Raw genomic sequence first — 17,853 nt, forward strand, 5'->3', positions numbered from 1 at the left:
CATGAGCCAGCATTTCATTTCCGTCGAGGCGCTCAAGCGCCAGTTCCCCGGCACCGACAAGGCGGTGTTCGAGGATCTGTGGTTCGGCATGGACAAGGGCGAGTTCGTCTGCGTGATTGGCCATTCCGGCTGCGGCAAGACCACCGTGCTCAACATCATGGCCGGGCTGGATCATGCCACCGAAGGCGGCATCATCTTCGACGGCACCGCCATCGAAGGCCCCAGCCTGGACCGTGCGGTCGTCTTCCAGGGTCATGCCCTGATGCCGTGGATGACCGTGCTGGATAACGTGATGTTTGCCGTGCAGTCGCGCTGGCCGAAATGGAGCAGGTTCCAGGCCGCCGAACATGCGCGCAAATACATTGCCATGGTCAACCTGACCGGCGCCGAGGACAAGAAGCCCGCGCAACTGTCGGGCGGCATGAAGCAGCGCGTCGGCATCGCGCGTGCGCTCAGCATCGAGCCCAAGACCCTGCTGATGGACGAGCCGTTCTCGGCACTCGATGCCCTGACGCGTGGAACATTACAGGACGAGGTGCTGCGCATCCGCGCCACCACCAATCTCACCGTGTTCATGATCACCCACGATGTGGACGAAGCCATCCTGCTGGCCGACCGCATCGTGCTGATGACCAACGGCCCGGGCGCACGGATCGCTGAAATCCTGGTCAACACCCTGCCCAGGACGCGCACGCGCGAAACCCTGCACCAGCTCGCCGATTATTACCCGATGCGCAATCACCTGCTCGATTTCCTGGTGCGGCGGTCGAAGAACTTCGTCCCGCCGGCCGGCTGGGATGCCAAACGCCCGCCACAGGTGCGTGCCACCGGCATCGGCGCGGCGGCGGAATAACCAACCAGAAAGCACAGGCCAGAAAAGAGGAGATGACCCCGTGAAGCGCGAAGCCGTTACCGAAAAGATCTGCGATGCGAAACGCCTGAAAGGCCTGACCTGGAAGGCGATCGCCAAGAAGATCGACCCGAAAGAGTCGCATATCCTGATCACCGCCGCCCTGCTCGGCCAGATGAAGCTGGAGCCGGCGCAGGCCGCCAAGGCTGCCAAGCTGCTGGGCCTGGGCAAGATGGAAGAGAAGCTGCTCTGCGAGATTCCCTATCGCGGTTCGCTGCCGCCGGGTCCGCCGACCGATCCGACCGTCTATCGCTTCTACGAGCTGGTGCAGGTCTATGGCACCACCTGGAAGGAACTGATCCACGAAGAGTTCGGCGACGGCATCATGTCGGCGATCGATTTCAACATGACGATGGAACGTCTGCCCGATCCCAAGGGCGACCGCGTCAAGATCGTGATGACCGGCAAGTATCTCGAATACAAACGCTACTGATCGTCGCCGTACTGGCGCGAGGCAAAGCGGGGTGCCGTATCGGCATCCCGCTTTTTCATGGCCGGCGCTGCACGCGGACCGCGTAGAAGCTGTCGCGCCATCCCCGCAAACGTGTTCTTGGCACGGATCATGCTTTGATTTCAGTCAGCAATCACAGGATTGCAGCATCGCAAAACGCGATAGGGGTGAGTCGATGACCGATGGTTCAAGAGACGGCCGCAACAGGTCGCGCAGCCTTTCCGTGCTCGGTTTCATCGGTTATGCCGCCACCCAGATGTATGAGGCGCGCCAGCTGGCCGCCGAGGCGCCGGCCGCGGCCAAGGCCATCGCCTATGCGATTGCCGCCGGCGCGCTGTGCCACGACCTGCAGCGCGAACGCGGCTCCAGCGCGCTGTTTCTCGGCAGCCGCGGCAAGGAATTCCGCGAGCAGATGAATGCTGCACGCACCAGCCTCGACCAGAAAGTCATCGCGCTGCGCACCGCATTGGAGGATTGTCAGAACTTTGCAATCCTGCAGCCGCTGATGACGGCCGGCGCCGAGCTGAGCAAAACACTCGATACCGCGCGCGAGGCCCGCGCCGCCATCGACCGCCTGGATTTCGCCGTGCCGCAATCCTTTGCCAACTGGACCGGGCCGATCCGCCTGGCACTGCAGACCGTGCAGAGCCTGGGTTACATGCTGCAGAATATGAAAATCGCACGCGGGCTGGATGCTTATCTGGCGCTGTTGGAAGGCCTGGAGAAATCGGCACAGGAACGCGCCACCGGCTCGGGCGCACTGGCAGCCGGCAAATTCGAACTCGCAATTTTCCAGCGACTGATGAGTCTCGGCTTCCTGCAGGAGGCGGACTTCACCGTTTTCAAGTCTCATGCTGGCAAGGAGCAGATTGCCGCCTTCGATGACGTCTGCGCCGGTCCGGCTTTTACCGAAGTCGCCGCCCTGCGTACGCAGATCTATAACAGCTTCGCGCATGGGTCATCGTCGGGGATTGCCGCGCCGCACTGGTTCCAGGTCACCACCCAGCGCATCGACCAGATCGTGCGCGTGCGCGATCGCGTGGCGGAAGATCTTCGCGCTACCGTCGATGCCCTGCTGGCACAAAAACCGGATCGCCTGGCTGGTGTGTTCGGCTTCTGCCTGGCGCTCGGCCTGCCGGTGATTGCCACCTTCGGCGTGCTGGCGGGCGGTGGTGCCCGGCTGCGGCAGTTGCAGCAGGCCTGGCGTGACTGGCAGCGCGGCATGTCGGCGCGGCGTAAAGCTTCGCGTGATCGCCAGGTGGTGCGCGATGGCGAACAGCTCAGGCGCGCCGAAGCCGAATCACGCGAACGCGTTTCGGCCGCCGAAGTCACCGATCTGGTCAATCGCCTGCTGGCGGGCGATCTCGGCAGCCGGCTGTCGCAGGAGGGCAAGAGTGGTTTCTTCCTCGATCTCAGCCGACAGCTCAACCGCTTTGCCGAAATCCTGCAGCGCATGATGGACGAGATGGCGCTGGTGACGGCGGCGCTGGGCACCGGCGATCTGACGCGGCAGGTGCAGGGCGACTATGCCGGCCTGTTCGGCCAGTTGAAAGACAGCACCAATGCCATGGCCCGGCTGCTGGGCGATTTCTCGGGCCGCCTGGCCGAGAGTGCGGTGGCGGTGAAAAGCGCATCGGCGGAAATCTCGTCAGGCAGCCTCGACCTTGCCCAGCGCAGCGAAAGCCAGGCCGCGGCGCTGGAAGAGACGGCAGCGACCATGCAGCAGATCACCAGCACGGTGAAGCAGAATGCCGATCATGCCACCCGGGCCGATGGCTTAAGCCACACCGCGCGCGACAAGGCGGCGGCGAGCGGCGAGGTGGTGCAGGGCGTGATCACAGCCATGCAGAAAATCGAGGCGAGCGCGGGCAAGATCGGCGACATCATCGCGGTGATGAACGAGATCGCCTTCCAGACCAACCTGCTGGCGTTGAATGCCTCGGTCGAGGCGGCGCGCGCCGGCGAGGCGGGCAAGGGGTTTGCCGTGGTGGCCCATGAGGTGCGGGCGCTGGCGCAACGTTCGGCCAATGCGGCAAAGGAGATCAAAAGCCTGATCGAAACCTCGAACGGCCATGTGCGCAGCGGCGCGGCCCTGGTGGAACAGGCGGGCGGCGCACTGGGCGAGGTGAATGCCGCGATCCGCAGCGTGTCGGATATCATTGCCGAGATCGCCGCCGCCAGCCGCGAGCAGGCCACCGGACTGGAGCAGGTCAGCACGGCGATGGCGCAGATGGATGAAACGACACAGCGGAATGCGGCGCTGGTGGAAGAAACCACCGCCTCGGCCCAGGCGCTGGCGCATCAGTCCACCGAACTGGCAGATCTGGTCGGGTTCTTCCGGCGTTAAGCGCCTAGTGCAGGATATTGGGCAGGATATCGAGCACTTCGCCGGTCGAACGGCGCACCATCAGCACATTCTTGCCAACCACGATGCGCTCGGTATCGGGCCGGTTGGGCGGCAGTTCGCGTTGCAGCGGTCCTGGCAGACGATCGAGTCGCGCCAGCAGTGTCAGTGGCAGCAGATCGCCCTTCGCCGGATTGGCGCGGATGCCTTCGGGCAGGTTGCGTTCATATTTCTTGCTGCGGGCGGCACGCTTCTGCTTTTCGCGCACCTGCTCGAAATAATGCGGGATCAGCCAGTTTTCCGTCGCGTTGAAAGCGAAGCGATCATCAGCGACCACGCGGTGTGGCGTATTCAGCGGCGCAACCGGGGCTGCGAAGGCGGCCGAAGGCGGCAGTGCCAGGTTGGGGCCGAGCAACTGCTGAGCCATGGCCGGCAGCGCGACAACCAGTGAAACCGCGAGGCCGGCGGCAGGCAGGATGGCGCGGCGCGGCATCGCGGGCATGGATCAGACCGGCAGGACGGCGTTGGCGGCAGCCGCATCCTTGGCGGCCTGCTCGCGCAGGATATCGGCCTTGCTGCGTTTGACGCTGGCGGATTTCAGCTGGCCGCAGGCGGCCATGATGTCGCGGCCGCGCGGCGTGCGCACCGGCGAGGAATAGCCGGCATTGAACACGATATCGCTGAATTTGCGGATCGCTTCGTTGCTGGAGCATTCATACGGCGCGCCCGGCCAGGGATTGAACGGGATCAGGTTGACCTTGGCCGGCACACCCTTCAGCAGGCGCACCAGTTCCTTGGCATCGGCCGGGCTGTCGTTGATGCCTTTCAGCATCACATATTCAAAGGTGATGCGGCGCGCATTGCTCAGGCCCGGATAGGCGGCGCAGGCAGCCATCAGCTCCTTGATCGGGTATTTCTTGTTGATCGGCACGATCACGTCGCGGATGTCGTCGCGCACGGCATGCAGGCTGATCGCGAGATTCACACCCAGCTCGGCGCCGCAACGCGGGATCATCGGCACCACGCCCGCAGTGGAGAGCGTGATACGACGCTTGGAGATGGCGATGCCCTCGTTGTCCATCACGATCTTCAGGGCCTTGGCGACGCTGTCGAAATTATACAGCGGCTCGCCCATGCCCATCATCACGATGTTGGACAGCATGCGGCCGTCCGGCGGCGAGGGCCATTCATCCAGATGGTCGCGGGCCAGCATCACCTGGCCGACGATCTCGGCGGCATCCAGGTTGCGCACCAGCTTCATCGTGCCGGTATGGCAGAAGCGGCAGGTCAGCGTGCAGCCGACCTGGCTGGAGACGCAGAGCGCCCCGCGGTCATCCTCGGGGATATGCACGCATTCGGCTTCTTCGCCATCGGCAAATTTCAGCAGCCACTTCCGTGTGCCATCGGTGCTTTTCAGGTCTTTGCTGGCCACGGGACGGCCGACGCTGAACCGGGTCGACAGCCGTTCGCGCAGTTCTTTCGACAGCGTGGTCATCTCGGCAAAGTCGCGGCTGCCGCGATAGTAGATCCAGTGCCACAGCTGGCCGGCGCGCATCTTGGCCGATTTTTCGGCCTCGCCGGCGGCCACCAGGGCAGCGGCAATTTCAGCCCGCGTCAGGCCGAGCAGTTCGGTGCGGCCGGAGCCCGGCTGCGGCGCGCGGTCGCGCACCCCGATATCGGGGTGGAGGGCGGCAGACATGGTCACGAGGTCGCCGGCATGCCGCAGGCCTTGTCGATCGCCTGCAGGGCCGGGCCGAAGCCGCCCAGATCATAGGTGTCGGTGGTCTTGGTGCCGCGCTGTGACTCGCCCTTCACCACCAGCGTCTTGCCCTTGCGCAGGGCATCCACCAGCTTCTGGTCGACACTGGCATCGGCAGCCCAGGCGGCTTCCTGATGGGTGAACATTTCCACCGTGGTCGGCCCGATCACGGCCTGGGCCGGAATGCTGTCCTTCAGGCCATAGCCGAAATAGATGCTGACCTCGTTGCGGATCTTTTCCTTCGGCTTGTGCGTCACCAGGATATAGATCTCGCCGCGCTTGGCGCTGGCCGGCTCTTTCTTCTGCGGCAGGGCATGCAGGTAGCAGAGCTTGGCGCCCTTGTCGGTATGCTCATAGGCATCCCAGCCACTGAAGCTGCCGATGCGCTTGGTTTCCGGCTTGGCTGCCGCGGCGGCTTTCGGTTCGGCTTTCTTCGCCTGCGCCATGGCATCGGACGCGCCGATGCCGACAGCAAGGGCAAGCCCGAGCGCAGGCAACAGAAGGAGCGAGGCGGGCAGCGAAACTGCCGGTCGGTGGGCCTTTTTGTCGATCATGGCGGCGAACATAGCTGTGGCGATGCGTGATTTCCACCCGATTTCATGGCGACATCATGGCGGCCGGGCGGAGTCCTGTGGCCGCGATCACGGATTGTTGCATAAACCTTTGTTACCCTTGCCTTATCGGCGGGCATTCAGCACCATGGACTTATGGATAGGGGGCGCCAGGCCGGCTTGATGCAAGCCGTGGCGGAGGCTGGCGATCGTGCTGCCTTCGCCGCGCTCTACGACCATTTCGCGCCGCGGCTGAAGGCCTATCTGATGCGGCTGGGCACGCCGGAGGATGTGGCGGAGGAACTGGCCCAGGAAAGCCTGATCACGGCCTGGCGTCGCGCGAACAGCTTTGATCCCGTGCAGGCTTCGGTGGCGACCTGGCTGTTCACCATTGCGCGCAACAAACGGATCGACCGGCTGCGGCGCGAAAAACGGCCGGAATTCGACCCGCACGACCCAGCCCTGGTGCCGGATGCGCCGCCACAGCCGGACGCAGGCCTGGATGTGGTCCGCGATGAAACCCGCCTGCGCGCGGCCCTGGGCCGTCTGCCGGCCGAGCAGCTTCATCTGCTGCAGCTCGCCTTCTTTTCCGAACTCTCGCATCGCGACATCGCAGAAAAAGAACAGCTGCCGCTGGGCACGGTGAAATCGCGTATCCGCCTCGCCCTGGCCAGGCTGAAACTTCTGCTCGAGGATGGCGATAATCCGCAATAGCACCCCTGCGCGATATTTTAGACTGAAACCATTCATCGCACAGTTGTAAGTCATTGAATCGGAATGAAAATTATCTGACATTCGGATCATGTTACCGTGGTCCGATTCGTTCCGTCGGCTTTGAGATTTCGTGTTCCGTGTCAGGTTTTCCACTTCCTTTCGCCGACGACCGTATCCTGCTCAACCTGGCTGCCTACTGGTCGGCCAAGCGGGGTGGTTATCCTCTGCCCCCGCGTGCGGCCATCGATCCGCTCGACATGCCACGGCGCCTGTTGCCGCATCTGGCGCTGCTGGAGCCGACCGGCCGCGACGGTGAAATCCGCTTCCGCCTGGTCGGCACCGAACTGGTACAGCGCTTCGGGCGGGATGCCACTGGCAAGACCAGCCGCGAGCTGTATGCCGACACCGAATACCGCCAGTATGTCGAACAGATCTACGGCAGCGTGATTGCGCAGGCGCAGCCACTGTATGTCGACAACACGCGCCGCTTCATGGAAGAGGGCAGTGGGCGGGTGCGTCGCCTGCTGCTGCCGGTGGCAGCGGAAGCCGGCAGCGAGCGGGTCGGCTTCGTGCTCAGCACGATCAGCTGGAGCACGGCTGAAAACTGGGACGGCCATCAGCCGCCGCCGTCCAAGCAGCGCCAGATCGCGGTCGAAGCGTTGGAAAAAGGCGTGCTGCAGGCCACGCTGCGCGGCCTGCTCGATTCGCCGTAAGGATTATTTCAGGGCCGCAGGATCGAACGAAAACAGCAGTGGGAAAAATGTTTTCCAGCTGTTCCAGCGCTGCGATCCGGCTTCCCCCACCGCCCACAGCAATCCGTCGCTGCCGCGCGCCAGATCCTCCAGCCCCGCCATGGCGTCATGCTGTGCCAGCACCGCGCCGGTCTGGCTGTCGATGCGATAGATCCTGCCCATGCTGCCATTGCTGGCGCTGATCCACAGCGTACCGGCGGCATCGAATGTGGCGCCCTGGGCATGGAACGGCAGTGGCAGGCTGCGCGCGGCTTCGGCCGCCCGGAAGGGCCGGTCGCTGCCATTGAAAATAACGGCGGGATCGGCGGCGATCAGGCGGGCCGCGCCATCGTCGCGGCTGTAGCGGCCGAACCACAGCAGGCGGCCGTCGAAGCTGAGAAAATTGCTGCCCAGCGCGGGATCCTTCTCCAGCGCGCGCGGCGTGCCGACGGCAACGGCCGTGCCGGCTTGCAGCGAGCGCGGCAGGTCGAAGGCATACAGGGCGCGGCCATTGTCGGCGAGAAACAGCAGGCCGCCATCGGGCGTGGTGGCGAGGCCATCGGCATGGCCGATGCTGGCCGGCAGATCGAAGCCGCCGATCACTGCGCCGTTCCTGGGATCGACCGCAAAGATTTTCGCCGGGCCGCGATTGGTCTGGGCTTCGGTGCTGCGATAGGCGCCGACGAACAGCGTGCCGCGCACGAAGCTGAGGCCCTGCGGCACATAGCCCTGGTTCAGCCCCGGCGCCCAATACCGCTGGCGGATCGCAGCATCCATGGGCGTCGGCGACAGGGCGCGGGCGGTATAGCCTGGCGCCTCGCCGCCTATGGGTGTTTGCGCCGCCAAACCCCATGAGGCGCCCAGCAGCAGGGCAAAGACAAACAGCGGGAGGCTGGGCCGGGGATGGAGCATGACGGAACCATAGCCCCGCCGGACCGGTTTTGTCCGCACCCCTTGGCAAAAACCTCATCAATACTTAAGTTTAGCCCATGTCCACAGATACCGATGCTTGGCTCGAACGCCGCGCGCTTGCCCGCCGTGTCACCCGCTGGCGGGTGGTCGCCGTTCTGGCGCTGCTGATTCTCACCCTGGCCGTGCTGTACCGGCTCGACCCCGGCAACCTGCTGGCTCGCCACCAGGCCCATGTGGCGCGGCTGGAGATCAGCGGGGTAATCGCCGAAAACGACTGGTGGCTGGAAAAGCTGGAAGAGGCCGCCGAGGATGACCGCGTGCGGGCCGTGATCCTGCATATCAACAGCCCGGGCGGCAGCACCTATGGCGGTGAGGCGCTGTTCCAGGCGATCCGCAAGGTGGCCGTGCAAAAGCCGGTGGTGTCGGTGATCGGCACGCTGGGTGCCTCGGCCGGCTATATGGTCGCCATCGCCGGCGATCATGTGCTGGCGCGGGAAACCTCGCTCACCGGCTCGATCGGCGTACTGTTCCAGACGGCGGAATTCTCCAAACTGATGGAAAAGGTCGGCGTCAGTGCCGAAACCATCACCTCAGGCGCCCTCAAGGCCGAACCCAACCCGACCCGGCCGATGAGTGCGGCCGGCCGGGCCCAGATCCAGGGCATGGTCAATGAGACCCATGACTGGTTCGTCGATCTGGTGGCCAGCCGTCGCGACCTCCCCCGTGACGAGGTGGCAAGGCTGGCCGATGGCCGGGTCTATTCCGGCCGGGCGGCGCTGCAAAGCAAGCTGATCGACGGTCTGGGCGGCCTGGCCGAGGCCCGTAACTGGCTTGCCGAAAGCCGGGATATCCCGGCTGCCCTGCCGCTCCGGGACATCCCGCCCGACCCGCCAGCCGGGATGCTGGACGGACTGGGGAGTCGCACTTTTGCCACCTTGTTTGGAAAAAGCCTTTTCTCCGAACGGCTTAGGCTTGACGGGCTGGTCTCCCTTTGGCACCCTGAGTAGAGAACGAGGGGGCCCGCGGCCGCTGCGCAGGGAAAACCGATGATCAAGTCCGAACTCATCAATCGTCTTGCCGAACGCAATCAGCATCTGACTCAGCGCGATATCGAGCGCATTGTCGGCACCATCTTCGATGAGATCGCCAACGCGCTCTCTCGTGGTGATCGTGTTGAATTGCGCGGTTTCGGTGCCTTTTCGGTCAAGCGTCGTCCGGCACGCACGGGTCGCAACCCGCGCACCGGCACGGCAGTCGAAGTGCAGGAGAAATTCGTGCCCTTCTTCAAGACCGGTAAGGAACTGCGCCAGAAGCTGAATCTGTCGGGCAAGCAGACCGCCGACGCCGAATAAATCTTTGATGGAGGCGTCGCATGCGCTTTCTGCGCGTTTTCATCGGCGCCATCTTTCTTCTCATTCTGGTCGTTTTTGCTGTCGCCAATAAAAATGCGGTGACGGTGAGCGTCGATCCGTTGCCGTTTGAGATCGACCTGCCGCTCTATCTCTTGGTCTTCACAGTCTTTTTTGGCGGTCTTGTGGTTGGCGTGATCATCGGCCGGCTGAATGCATGGTCGGCGGCGCGCCATCGGGCAGAGGCGGAAAAGCGCAAGGCGGAACAAAAGCCTGCGAGCCAGACGCCGCCGTTGCCGCCGGCGCCCATTGTTTGAACTCAGGCCTCTTTTAGGACACTACCGGACATGCGTTCGATCGATGCCGCCACCGTTCATGCGGCGCTGCCCTACGGCAAACTGATTCCACATCTGCGCGCGGCCTTTCGCGCCGGTGGCGAGGTGCCGGTGCGCAGCCACTACCACATCGCCGCTCCCCAAGACGGCATTGGGGCCGGTGGCGCCGGCGGCACGCTGCTGCTGATGCCGGCCTGGCAGCCGGGCCGCCATATCGGCATCAAGGCGGTCAGCGTCTATCCCGACAATGCCAAGGTCGGGCTGCCTTCGGTGACCGGTGCCTATCTGCTGCTGGATGCGCGCACCGGTCTGCCCAAGGCTGTGATTGATGGCGTGGCGCTGACGCTGCGCCGCACCGGCTGCGCCTCGGCGCTGGCCGCCGACTATCTCGCGCGCAAGGATGCCCGGCATCTGCTGATGATCGGCGCCGGTTCACTGGCGCCGCATCTGATCCGCGCGCATTGCAGTGTGCGCAGCTACACCCGCATCGAAATCTGGAATCGCAATCGCGCCCGCGCTGAAGAGGTGGCGGCGAAGCTTACCGATCTCAATGCCGCGATTGCGGTGATCGACGATCTGGAAGCCGCGATCCGCGTCGCCGATACGATTTCCTGCGCCACATTGTCGCGTCAGCCGCTGGTGCTGGGTGAATGGCTGAGGCCCGGCACCCATGTCGACCTGGTCGGCGGCTTCACGCCGGAGATGCGCGAGGCCGACGATGCCACGCTGACGCGCGGCAGTGTCTGGGTCGATAGCCGCGAAGGCGCGCTCAAGGAAGCCGGCGATCTGGTGGTGCCGCTCAAGCATGGTTTGCTGCGGCCCGAGGATGTGCGCGGCGATCTGTTTGCGCTGTGTCGCGCCGATAACTATGCGCGGCGCGATGACAGGGAGATCACCGTGTTCAAGTCGGTGGGCCTGGCGCTGGAAGATCTGGCGGCGGCCGAACTGGTGGTGCAGGGGCTCACACCATGAAGACCATTATTGTCGGCGGCGGCATCATGGGGCTCAGCGCGGCGCGCGCGCTGAAAAAGGCCGGACATGAGGTGGTATTGATCGAGCAGGGCGCATTGCCCAATCCGCTCGGCTCTTCGGTCGATCAGCATCGCCTGATCCGTTATCCCTATGGGGCACAGCGCGGCTATACGCGCATGGTGCGGCATGCCTACCATGCTTGGGACCGCGTCTGGCGCGACCTCAAGATGACGCTGTATGCCGAGACCGGCACCCTGGTGATCAGCGGCGAAGGCGATGACTGGGCCAGGGCCTGCACGACGATCCTGGCGGAAGAGGATCTCGAGCATCTGCCATTCGATACAGCCACGGTGCTTGGCCGTTGGCCGATGTTGAGCGGCGAGGGATTGCAGGATGCCTTCTACTGCCCTTCCGGCGGCGTACTGTTTGCCGAGGCGATTGTCGCGGCCTTGAGCTCGCATCTGCGCGATCGAGGCGTCTCGCTGCTGACCAGAAAAACGGTTGTCGGTATCGATGCCGAGCATGGCCGCGTCACGCTGGCAGACAAAACCGTGCTGCAGGCCGACCGCGTGCTGGTCACGGCCGGTCCTTGGACTGCGCGGCTGCTGCCGGATCTGGCGCCGGTCTCGCGCGCATCGCGACAGGTGGTGGTGTATCTGCAGCCGCCTGGCGATCTGGGTGCCGCGTGGTACAGCGCGCCGATGCTGCTGGAAATCGGCCAGAGTGGAGGATTTTATCTGGTGCCGCCGCGCATCACCCGCGATGGCATGCGCACGGGGCTGAAGATCGGTGACCACACGTTCGGTTCCACTGCCGATCCCGGTACCGATCGCGAGGCACGGCAGGACGAGATCGACGCGATCCTCGCCAAGGCAAAACACCGCATTGCCGATCTGGACCAGTATCGCGTGGCACAGGCGAAGACCTGCTTCTACGATGTGGAAGCGGAGGAGAAATTCCAGTTCCGCCAGCTCGGGCCGCGCGGCTTCGCTTTCTGTGGCACGTCTGGCCATGGCTTCAAGTTCGGGCCGCTGATCGGCGAACTGATCGGCGACGTGCTGATGGAAAAAGCCGAGATGGACAAGACGGCACAATGGCTGGCCGGTGATGTTGATCGCGTGGCGATCACCGCCGATCACATCTCACCAGACGGCGCCATCAGCAGCGTGCCCGCCGCTGCATCCGACAGCAGCGGATAGCGGCGCGGCTGGAACAGCTGGTAGTGCCACCATTCATTGCGATAGAAGTCCCACCCGGCAGCGGTCATGATGCCGAGCAGCAGCGCGCGATTGGCTTGCTGCTCCGGCGTGATCTCCAGCGTGCCGTGGAAGGCGAGCGGCGTGAAGGCATCGAAGCCGGTGCCCATGTCGAGGTCCTCGCCATCGCCATCCACCAGCGTGACATCCACCGCGGCACCGCGCGAATGCGGCGAACCCTTGCGCGGATCGGCCAGGAAGGTCGGGTCCGGCGTGTGATTCCACAGCGCCCAGGCCGCCTCGGTCGGCCGGAAGGCATCGAACACTTTCAGGCGCAGTTGCATCTGGGCCGCCAGTGCGATGGCCTTGTGCAGCAGATCGGCGGCCTCCGGGTTGAGATAGCAGGCCGCGCGATGATAGACCGGCGCGCCGGTCAGGTTGTCTGGCGTGGCATAGCGCAGGTCGAGCAGCACCGGAAACGCGGGCGGCTTGATTTCGACGAGCGACATGCGGTGGACTCCGGGATGACGGTTCGGTTTTCCTACCATTGGAGCACGCCTACGTGAAGCTGCTCGGCATCGATACCGCGCTGAATGCCTGCTCGGTCGCCATCGTCGATGGTGATGCTATACTGGCGTGCGTGGTTTCGGCCGGCGGCAAGGGCAATGCCGAACGGCTGCTGCCGCTGCTGGAACAGGCGCGGCGCGCGGCCGGCATCGAGCTGGCCGATCTGGACGGGATCGCCGCCACCATCGGCCCCGGATCCTTCACCGGCATCCGCACCGCGCTGGCCACGGCGCGTGCCCTGGGGCTGGCGCTGCACAAGCCGGTCTGGGGCATCACCACCACGGATGTGCTGGCCGCTGCCGCCGCGCAGCCCGGTCATGCCACCGTCGCGGTAATCGATGCCCGGCGCGATGAACTGTATATCCAGTGTTTCGCGGCCCATCCATCAGCCCTGGGTGCCGCACTCGCCGCGCCGCAACTGCTGCACATTGCCGATGCCGCGGCGATCCTCCCGGCCGGCCCGGCTATGCTGGTCGGCAGTGGCAGTGCATTGCTGCAGGCTGCCGCCTGCATGCGCGACGATCTCATCCTGTCGCCGCAGTCCCCCGACCCCGATCCGGTACTGGTGGCGCGTCTGGCCGCCTCGCGCCCGCCGCCGGCCCGGCCACCGGCACCGCTTTATATCCGGCCGCCGGATGCCGCCCTGCCGTCCGTCGTGCAGCCGGCCGCCAGGCTGGTGCTGAACATCCGCATGGTCGGCGCCGACCATGCCGCCGTGCTGGCGGCCCTGCATGCCGATGCTTTTGCCAGCGGACACAGCAGCGAAGCCTGGACGGAACCGAACCTGCGCGAACTGCTGGCCATGCCCGGCGCGCTTGCCCTGCTGGGTGTCACCGATGGGGATCAGCCGGCCGGCTTCATCCTGCTGCGCCAGGCGGCCGACGAGGCTGAGGTCATCACGCTGGCGGTGCATCCGCGACAGCAGCGGCGTGGCGTGGCGCGCCGGCTGCTCAATGTCGGCCTGGACAAGATGGCGGGCCTGGGGGCGACGCAGTGCTTTCTCGAGGTGGCCGAGGATAATGCACCGGCACGGGCGCTGTATCAGGCGGCAGGCTTCATCGATGTTGGTCGCCGGTCGGGCTATTACCGCGATGCGGCGGGGGGCGCCCGTGACGCCATCGTGATGCGGAAATGACGTCGGTGTTAAAGTATAGGTTGAAGCAAAGCCGGCCAGACACGCTCTAATACAGTACCGCTTCGCTGGATTTATTGATCTGGCCGCTTATATACTTGGGCATTCCACAGAATTTCATTTGTGAATAGTCGGGAGCCCGCCATGGCCAATACCGCAGACCGGTCCGAACTGCTGGCATTGACGGCCGAGATCGTGGCCGCCCATGTCTCCAACAACAGGGTCGAGGCGGCCGACCTGCCGGCCCTGATCCGCCAGATCTACGGCACGCTGGCCGGCATCGACGGCGGGTCGGCAACTATGGCCGGAGCCCCGTATGGGACTGTCGAGCGGCCGGCGCCGGCGGTGCCGATCAAGAAGTCGGTCATGCCCGACTACATCGTCTGCCTCGAAGACGGCAAGAAGCTGAAGATGCTCAAGCGGCATCTGATGAGCCATTACAAGCTGACGCCGGAACAGTACCGCGAACGCTGGGGCCTGCCGCCGGACTACCCGATGGTGGCGCCGAACTATGCCATCCACCGTCAGGTTCTGGCCCGGAAGATCGGCCTGGGCAAGGGCCGCCGCCGCCGGTGACCTTGGGGCTAAGCCTTTGTAGTAGCGGCTCGCCAGCGCGTTCCATCGGCGCAACAGGCATGCTAGACTGCGCTGGCGATTCTTGCGGGTCGTTCTGACAGGGATTCTCATTCACAAAAGAAGGCGTTCGGCGCATGAGCAGCCGCCTCGAACAACTCTGCGAACAGCTTGGTATGCGGATGACCGATCAGCGGCGCGTGATCGCCCGGGTCTTGAGCGCATCGCATGATCATCCCGATGTGGAAGAGCTGCATCGCCGCTCCGTCGCGGTCGACCCGCGCATCTCGATTGCCACCGTATATCGCACCGTACGCATGTTCGAGGAGAACGGCATTCTCAGCCGCCTCGATCTCGGCGATGGCCGCGCCCGGTATGAAGAGATGCCGGAATCGCATCACGACCATCTGATCGATACCCGTTCCGGCAAGATCATCGAATTCAACGACCCGGAGCTGGAAGCCCTGCAGGAGAAGATCGCCGCGCGGCTGGGCTATCGTCTGGTCGATCACCGGCTCGAACTGTTCGGAGTCCCGCTGGATGACAAAGACAGCAAGAAGGGCAAGGCCTGAGCCTGATGTCCGCCGTCTTGCGATGACCGTTCCATGTTCATGACTGCCCGGGCCGTCTTTATTCTCACCGTTTTCCTGTTCTGGACGGTGCTGCTGATCCCCGTGCAGGTGCTGCTGATCCGCCTCGGCTCGCCGATGATGCGGACCCTGCCGCATTTCTATCACCGCACTGTCGCCTGGATGATGCAGGTGACGATCCGCAAGGTCGGCGTGCCCTCGGCGGCGGCGCCCACGCTGTTTGTCAGCAATCACATCTCCTGGCTCGACATCATCGTGCTGTCGGCGGCGATGCCCAATGTCAGCTTCATCGCCAAGCGCGAGGTCGGCACCTGGCCTTTCTTCGGCACATTGGCCCGCCTGCAGCGGACAGTATTTGTCGAGCGTGAAAAGCGTCACCGCACCGCGGAACATCGCGACGAGATGGTGGAGCGGCTCAGCAAGGGCGACAGCCTGATCCTGTTCCCTGAGGGCACGTCATCGGATGGCCTGCGTATCCACAGCTTCAAGTCGGCGTTTTTTGCCGCGGCCGAGCGTCCGATCGGCAAGCCGCAGCTGACCGTGCAGCCGGTATCGATCGGCTATGCGCGGCTGAACCACATGCCGGTCGGCCGGCGCTGGATGCGGCTGTTTGCCTGGATCGGCGACGAGGATCTGTTGCCGCATCTGTGGCGCTTCCTGAAGATCGGGCCCTGCGAAGTGGTGGTCGAATTCCATCAGCCGGTAACGATCGAGCAGTTCAACTCGCGCAAAGGCCTGGCCGCCTGGTGCCATCAGCGGGTGCTGGAAGGCCTGAGCGATATCAACGCCGGCCGTGAACCGGGCCAGCGCAGCCTGCCCAAGCCGTTGCCGGGCGCGGCCCACCACCACGCCTAAGGCAGCGTAACGGCGCGCGGTGTCTCGCCGCGACAGTGCATATCCCAGATGATCTGATAGGCCGCCTCGACATCCCGCGTCATGCGCGGCGTATCGAACAGCGGCGCGGCCGGCAAATTGTCCTGCAGGCGTTTGCGCAGTGCCGCGAGGCCTGCGCGATCCGTGCCGAGCCGGATCGCCATGGCCACATAATCCTCCAGCCGCGTCATGGCCAGATCGGCCAGTCCGACCGCCTGCAGGATGCTGCCGGCCACGCGGGAGGCAAAGGTCTCGCCGGTCAGCGCCAGCAGCGGACAGCCGGCCCAGAGGCAGTCGCTGGCGGTGGAATGCGAACCATAGGGGAAGGTGTCGAGCACCAGATCGACGGCGCGATAACGCGCCAGATACTGCTCCTGCGGCAGGGTGCCGGCAAAGACCAGCCGGTCCGTATCTATGCCGCGCTGCTGCGCTTCACGGCGCAGATTGTCGCGGGCCTCGTCTGCCGGCACGTAGAGCATCAACACGCTGTCCGGCACGGCCCGCAGAATATCCATCCAGGCGCTGAACATGGGCCGGCGGATTTTTACCGGGCGATTGAAGCAGGCAAAGACAACGGCATTCTCGGGCAGGCCATAGTCTGCGCGTGACTTTGATTCGCCCACCACGCGCTGGCGGTTGTTGGGCTGGTAGCAGTGCGGCAGGCGGATCACCTGTTCGCTGTAATGCCTGTCTGCACCCTGTGGAATCACCTGCGCATCGGCCATGATGTAATCGACATTCAGGCGGCTGCCCATGGTACCGGGAAAACCGATCCAGTCGATCTGGAGCGGTGCCAGCCGTTGCGCCAGCAGATGCGCGAAGCTGCCGGTGGTGTAGCCCTGCAGGTCGACCAGGATATCGATCTGCATGTCGCGGATGCGGTGGCCGAGTGCCGCGAGATCAAGGCCGGCCAGATCGCAGAAGCCGGGAATGGCACGGTAGCGCCGGTGAATCGCACTGCCGTCGTCGTCGCCGGTGGAGAGCAGGGCAATATCGAAACGGTCGCGGTCATGCAGCTCGAAAAGCTCGGGCATGATATGTCCGACCGCATGGTTGCGGAAATCCTGGCTCAGATAGCCCACGCGGATGCGTCTGGTCCTGTCGGGCTGCGGCCAGTTGGGCGGCGGCAGGCTGATTGCCTGGCTCTGCGCGATCTGGGCTGCGCGTTGCTCGGCCCAGCGCCGCTGCAGCGCCGGATCTTCGGTGCAGAACACCAGCGGAAACGGATTCACCGTGTTGCCCGCGTCTACGCTGCCGGCATTCTGCGTTCCCATCAGCAAGGCCTGCACGGCGACCGCTTCATCATCGTCCCAGCGGCACAGCATGCCGGCGGAGAAATGCCGGGCCACGGCAAGGTCGACGCGGGCGGGATGCTGCGCGGTGGCGATGTCCAGACCGGGCAGGGCATCGGTGTGGCGGCCCAGATCGAACAGCAGCCCGGCGCGTTCGGCCAGGACGGCTTGATTCGCCGGCGCGAGTTTCAGGGCTGCGTCGAAGGCGGCAAGAGCGGCCTCCAGCCGGCCGAGGGCGCGCAGGCAGAGCGCACGCGACAGATGCAACTTGGGTTCCGCAGCATCGATGGCCAGCGCGCGGTCATAACAGCCCAAGGCTTCGGCATGGCGCTGCTGCTGGCTCAGCAGCAGGCCGAGCAACCGCAGCGCAGCGCCATGGGCAGGCTGGCGCTGCAGAAAATCCCGGTAGGCGGCAATCGCCTCGGCCGGGCGGTTGCCGGTATGCAGCGCGATTGCAGTCTGCAGGTGGTCGGCATCGTCAGGCGGGGGCGCGGTCATGGCTGCAGGCAACCTAGGCGGCGGGGGTTAAGGGATGGAAAAATTTTCAGGCCGGAGCGAAGAATCGCCGGTCCCGTTCGTCATAATAGGCAGGGACCGGATGG

Annotated in this window: 20 protein-coding genes; 14 read left to right on the forward strand and 6 right to left on the reverse strand. The window is 64.6% G+C overall.

The genetic code is table 11. The annotated features are described in order from the left end of the window. The first annotated feature begins 1 nt into the window (after nt 1). The 3 genes from AAG799_RS02605 (at nt 2) to AAG799_RS02615 (ending at nt 3,708) form a co-directional block, all read left to right on the forward strand. Nucleotides 2-853, forward strand: a complete 852-nt coding sequence (locus AAG799_RS02605; protein ID WP_341894235.1) for an ABC transporter ATP-binding protein — start codon at nt 2-4, stop codon at nt 851-853. A 40-nt stretch (nt 854-893) separates the two neighbouring features. After that, nucleotides 894-1,343, forward strand: coding sequence for a cyanase (cynS, locus tag AAG799_RS02610; RefSeq protein ID WP_341894236.1), 450 nt, complete (start codon nt 894-896; stop codon nt 1,341-1,343). A gap of 193 nt (nt 1,344-1,536) precedes the next feature. Continuing rightward, a complete protein-coding gene (locus AAG799_RS02615) occupies nt 1,537-3,708 on the forward strand; it encodes a methyl-accepting chemotaxis protein (protein WP_341894237.1) in 2,172 nt (723 codons plus the stop codon). A gap of 4 nt (nt 3,709-3,712) precedes the next feature. On the opposite strand, the gene AAG799_RS02620 is transcribed toward AAG799_RS02615, so the two are convergent. Genes AAG799_RS02620 through AAG799_RS02630 form a run of 3 tightly spaced genes read right to left on the reverse strand, consistent with a single transcriptional unit; the run spans nt 3,713 to nt 6,018 of the window. Further along, a complete protein-coding gene (locus AAG799_RS02620; protein ID WP_341894238.1) occupies nt 3,713-4,207 on the reverse strand; it encodes a hypothetical protein in 495 nt (164 codons plus the stop codon). A 3-nt stretch (nt 4,208-4,210) separates the two neighbouring features. Beyond that, nucleotides 4,211-5,404 carry a 23S rRNA (adenine(2503)-C(2))-methyltransferase RlmN gene (gene rlmN / locus AAG799_RS02625; RefSeq protein WP_341894239.1) on the reverse strand — a complete coding sequence of 398 codons (1,194 nt, stop codon included), beginning with the start codon at nt 5,402-5,404 and terminating at the stop codon, nt 4,211-4,213. 2 nt (nt 5,405-5,406) lie between these two features. After that, entirely contained in the window at nt 5,407-6,018 is a 612-nt protein-coding gene (locus AAG799_RS02630) for an invasion associated locus B family protein (protein ID WP_341894240.1), read from the reverse strand. Nucleotides 6,019-6,198: 180 nt separating this feature from the next. On the opposite strand from AAG799_RS02630, the gene AAG799_RS02635 reads away from it, so the two are divergent. Together AAG799_RS02635 and AAG799_RS02640 are read left to right on the forward strand one after the other, a co-directional pair. Beyond that, complete coding sequence (locus AAG799_RS02635; protein ID WP_341894241.1) at nt 6,199-6,729, forward strand: sigma-70 family RNA polymerase sigma factor; 531 nt, start codon at nt 6,199-6,201, stop codon at nt 6,727-6,729. Nucleotides 6,730-6,866: 137 nt separating this feature from the next. Continuing rightward, nucleotides 6,867-7,442 carry a PAS domain-containing protein gene (locus tag AAG799_RS02640; RefSeq protein ID WP_341894242.1) on the forward strand — a complete coding sequence of 192 codons (576 nt, stop codon included), beginning with the start codon at nt 6,867-6,869 and terminating at the stop codon, nt 7,440-7,442. Between the two features lie 3 nt (nt 7,443-7,445). On the opposite strand, the gene AAG799_RS02645 is transcribed toward AAG799_RS02640, so the two are convergent. Next, nucleotides 7,446-8,372 (reverse strand): hypothetical protein, encoded by a 927-nt coding sequence (locus tag AAG799_RS02645; RefSeq protein ID WP_341894243.1) that lies wholly within the window; start codon nt 8,370-8,372, stop codon nt 7,446-7,448. A gap of 77 nt (nt 8,373-8,449) precedes the next feature. On the opposite strand from AAG799_RS02645, the gene sppA reads away from it, so the two are divergent. From sppA to AAG799_RS02670, 5 genes are read left to right on the forward strand one after another with little or no spacing between them, the layout of a single operon-like run. Continuing rightward, nucleotides 8,450-9,379, forward strand: a complete 930-nt coding sequence (sppA, locus tag AAG799_RS02650; RefSeq protein ID WP_341894244.1) for a signal peptide peptidase SppA — start codon at nt 8,450-8,452, stop codon at nt 9,377-9,379. 39 nt (nt 9,380-9,418) lie between these two features. Further along, nucleotides 9,419-9,724 carry an integration host factor subunit beta gene (gene ihfB, locus AAG799_RS02655; RefSeq protein WP_341894245.1) on the forward strand — a complete coding sequence of 102 codons (306 nt, stop codon included), beginning with the start codon at nt 9,419-9,421 and terminating at the stop codon, nt 9,722-9,724. Between the two features lie 20 nt (nt 9,725-9,744). Then, complete coding sequence (locus AAG799_RS02660; protein ID WP_341894246.1) at nt 9,745-10,038, forward strand: LapA family protein; 294 nt, start codon at nt 9,745-9,747, stop codon at nt 10,036-10,038. 30 nt (nt 10,039-10,068) lie between these two features. Then, nucleotides 10,069-11,028: an ornithine cyclodeaminase family protein gene (locus AAG799_RS02665; protein WP_341894247.1), complete on the forward strand. Its 960-nt coding sequence runs from the start codon at nt 10,069-10,071 to the stop codon at nt 11,026-11,028. Then, nucleotides 11,025-12,227, forward strand: a complete 1,203-nt coding sequence (locus AAG799_RS02670; protein ID WP_341894248.1) for an FAD-dependent oxidoreductase — start codon at nt 11,025-11,027, stop codon at nt 12,225-12,227. The genes AAG799_RS02665 and AAG799_RS02670 overlap by 4 nt, the downstream gene beginning before the upstream one ends. Here the strand turns inward: AAG799_RS02670 and ddpX are convergent. Further along, nucleotides 12,164-12,733 (reverse strand): D-alanyl-D-alanine dipeptidase, encoded by a 570-nt coding sequence (gene ddpX / locus AAG799_RS02675; protein ID WP_341894249.1) that lies wholly within the window; start codon nt 12,731-12,733, stop codon nt 12,164-12,166. The two genes, AAG799_RS02670 and ddpX, sit on opposite strands and share 64 nt — an antisense overlap. A gap of 53 nt (nt 12,734-12,786) precedes the next feature. Here ddpX and tsaB point away from each other — a divergent pair, with 53 nt between their 5' ends. The 4 genes from tsaB to AAG799_RS02695 all read left to right on the forward strand — a co-directional run bounded on the left by tsaB (nt 12,787) and on the right by AAG799_RS02695 (nt 15,941). Beyond that, a complete protein-coding gene (gene tsaB / locus AAG799_RS02680) occupies nt 12,787-13,926 on the forward strand; it encodes a tRNA (adenosine(37)-N6)-threonylcarbamoyltransferase complex dimerization subunit type 1 TsaB (protein WP_341894250.1) in 1,140 nt (379 codons plus the stop codon). 141 nt (nt 13,927-14,067) lie between these two features. After that, on the forward strand, nt 14,068-14,499 hold the full coding sequence (locus AAG799_RS02685; protein ID WP_341894251.1) for a MucR family transcriptional regulator: 432 nt from the start codon (nt 14,068-14,070) through the stop codon (nt 14,497-14,499). Nucleotides 14,500-14,633: 134 nt separating this feature from the next. Continuing rightward, entirely contained in the window at nt 14,634-15,068 is a 435-nt protein-coding gene (locus tag AAG799_RS02690) for a Fur family transcriptional regulator (protein ID WP_341894252.1), read from the forward strand. A gap of 33 nt (nt 15,069-15,101) precedes the next feature. Then, nucleotides 15,102-15,941 (forward strand): lysophospholipid acyltransferase family protein, encoded by an 840-nt coding sequence (locus AAG799_RS02695; protein WP_341894253.1) that lies wholly within the window; start codon nt 15,102-15,104, stop codon nt 15,939-15,941. On the opposite strand, the gene AAG799_RS02700 is transcribed toward AAG799_RS02695, so the two are convergent. Next, nucleotides 15,938-17,749 carry a tetratricopeptide repeat protein gene (locus tag AAG799_RS02700; protein WP_341894254.1) on the reverse strand — a complete coding sequence of 604 codons (1,812 nt, stop codon included), beginning with the start codon at nt 17,747-17,749 and terminating at the stop codon, nt 15,938-15,940. The two genes, AAG799_RS02695 and AAG799_RS02700, sit on opposite strands and share 4 nt — an antisense overlap. Between the last annotated feature and the right edge of the window lie 104 nt (nt 17,750-17,853).

This window comes from Ferrovibrio terrae (assembly GCF_943371255.1).
Lineage (GTDB): Bacteria > Pseudomonadota > Alphaproteobacteria > Ferrovibrionales > Ferrovibrionaceae > Ferrovibrio > Ferrovibrio terrae_B.

Bases quoted from the DNA above. Each gene is read 5' to 3' on its own strand.
- AAG799_RS02605 (WP_341894235.1), top strand. From the start codon at position 2: ATGAGCCAGCATTTCATTTCCGTCGAGGCGCTCAAGCGCCAGTTCCCC.
- AAG799_RS02615 (WP_341894237.1), top strand. From the start codon at position 1,537: ATGACCGATGGTTCAAGAGACGGCCGCAACAGGTCGCGCAGCCTTTCC.
- AAG799_RS02620 (WP_341894238.1), bottom strand. From the start codon at position 4,207: ATGCCCGCGATGCCGCGCCGCGCCATCCTGCCTGCCGCCGGCCTCGCG.
- rlmN (WP_341894239.1), bottom strand. From the start codon at position 5,404: ATGTCTGCCGCCCTCCACCCCGATATCGGGGTGCGCGACCGCGCGCCG.
- AAG799_RS02630 (WP_341894240.1), bottom strand. From the start codon at position 6,018: ATGATCGACAAAAAGGCCCACCGACCGGCAGTTTCGCTGCCCGCCTCG.
- AAG799_RS02635 (WP_341894241.1), top strand. From the start codon at position 6,199: ATGCAAGCCGTGGCGGAGGCTGGCGATCGTGCTGCCTTCGCCGCGCTC.
- AAG799_RS02645 (WP_341894243.1), bottom strand. From the start codon at position 8,372: ATGCTCCATCCCCGGCCCAGCCTCCCGCTGTTTGTCTTTGCCCTGCTG.
- sppA (WP_341894244.1), top strand. From the start codon at position 8,450: ATGTCCACAGATACCGATGCTTGGCTCGAACGCCGCGCGCTTGCCCGC.
- ihfB (WP_341894245.1), top strand. From the start codon at position 9,419: ATGATCAAGTCCGAACTCATCAATCGTCTTGCCGAACGCAATCAGCAT.
- AAG799_RS02660 (WP_341894246.1), top strand. From the start codon at position 9,745: ATGCGCTTTCTGCGCGTTTTCATCGGCGCCATCTTTCTTCTCATTCTG.
- AAG799_RS02665 (WP_341894247.1), top strand. From the start codon at position 10,069: ATGCGTTCGATCGATGCCGCCACCGTTCATGCGGCGCTGCCCTACGGC.
- AAG799_RS02670 (WP_341894248.1), top strand. From the start codon at position 11,025: ATGAAGACCATTATTGTCGGCGGCGGCATCATGGGGCTCAGCGCGGCG.
- ddpX (WP_341894249.1), bottom strand. From the start codon at position 12,733: ATGTCGCTCGTCGAAATCAAGCCGCCCGCGTTTCCGGTGCTGCTCGAC.
- AAG799_RS02685 (WP_341894251.1), top strand. From the start codon at position 14,068: ATGGCCAATACCGCAGACCGGTCCGAACTGCTGGCATTGACGGCCGAG.
- AAG799_RS02690 (WP_341894252.1), top strand. From the start codon at position 14,634: ATGAGCAGCCGCCTCGAACAACTCTGCGAACAGCTTGGTATGCGGATG.
- AAG799_RS02695 (WP_341894253.1), top strand. From the start codon at position 15,102: ATGTTCATGACTGCCCGGGCCGTCTTTATTCTCACCGTTTTCCTGTTC.
- AAG799_RS02700 (WP_341894254.1), bottom strand. From the start codon at position 17,749: ATGACCGCGCCCCCGCCTGACGATGCCGACCACCTGCAGACTGCAATC.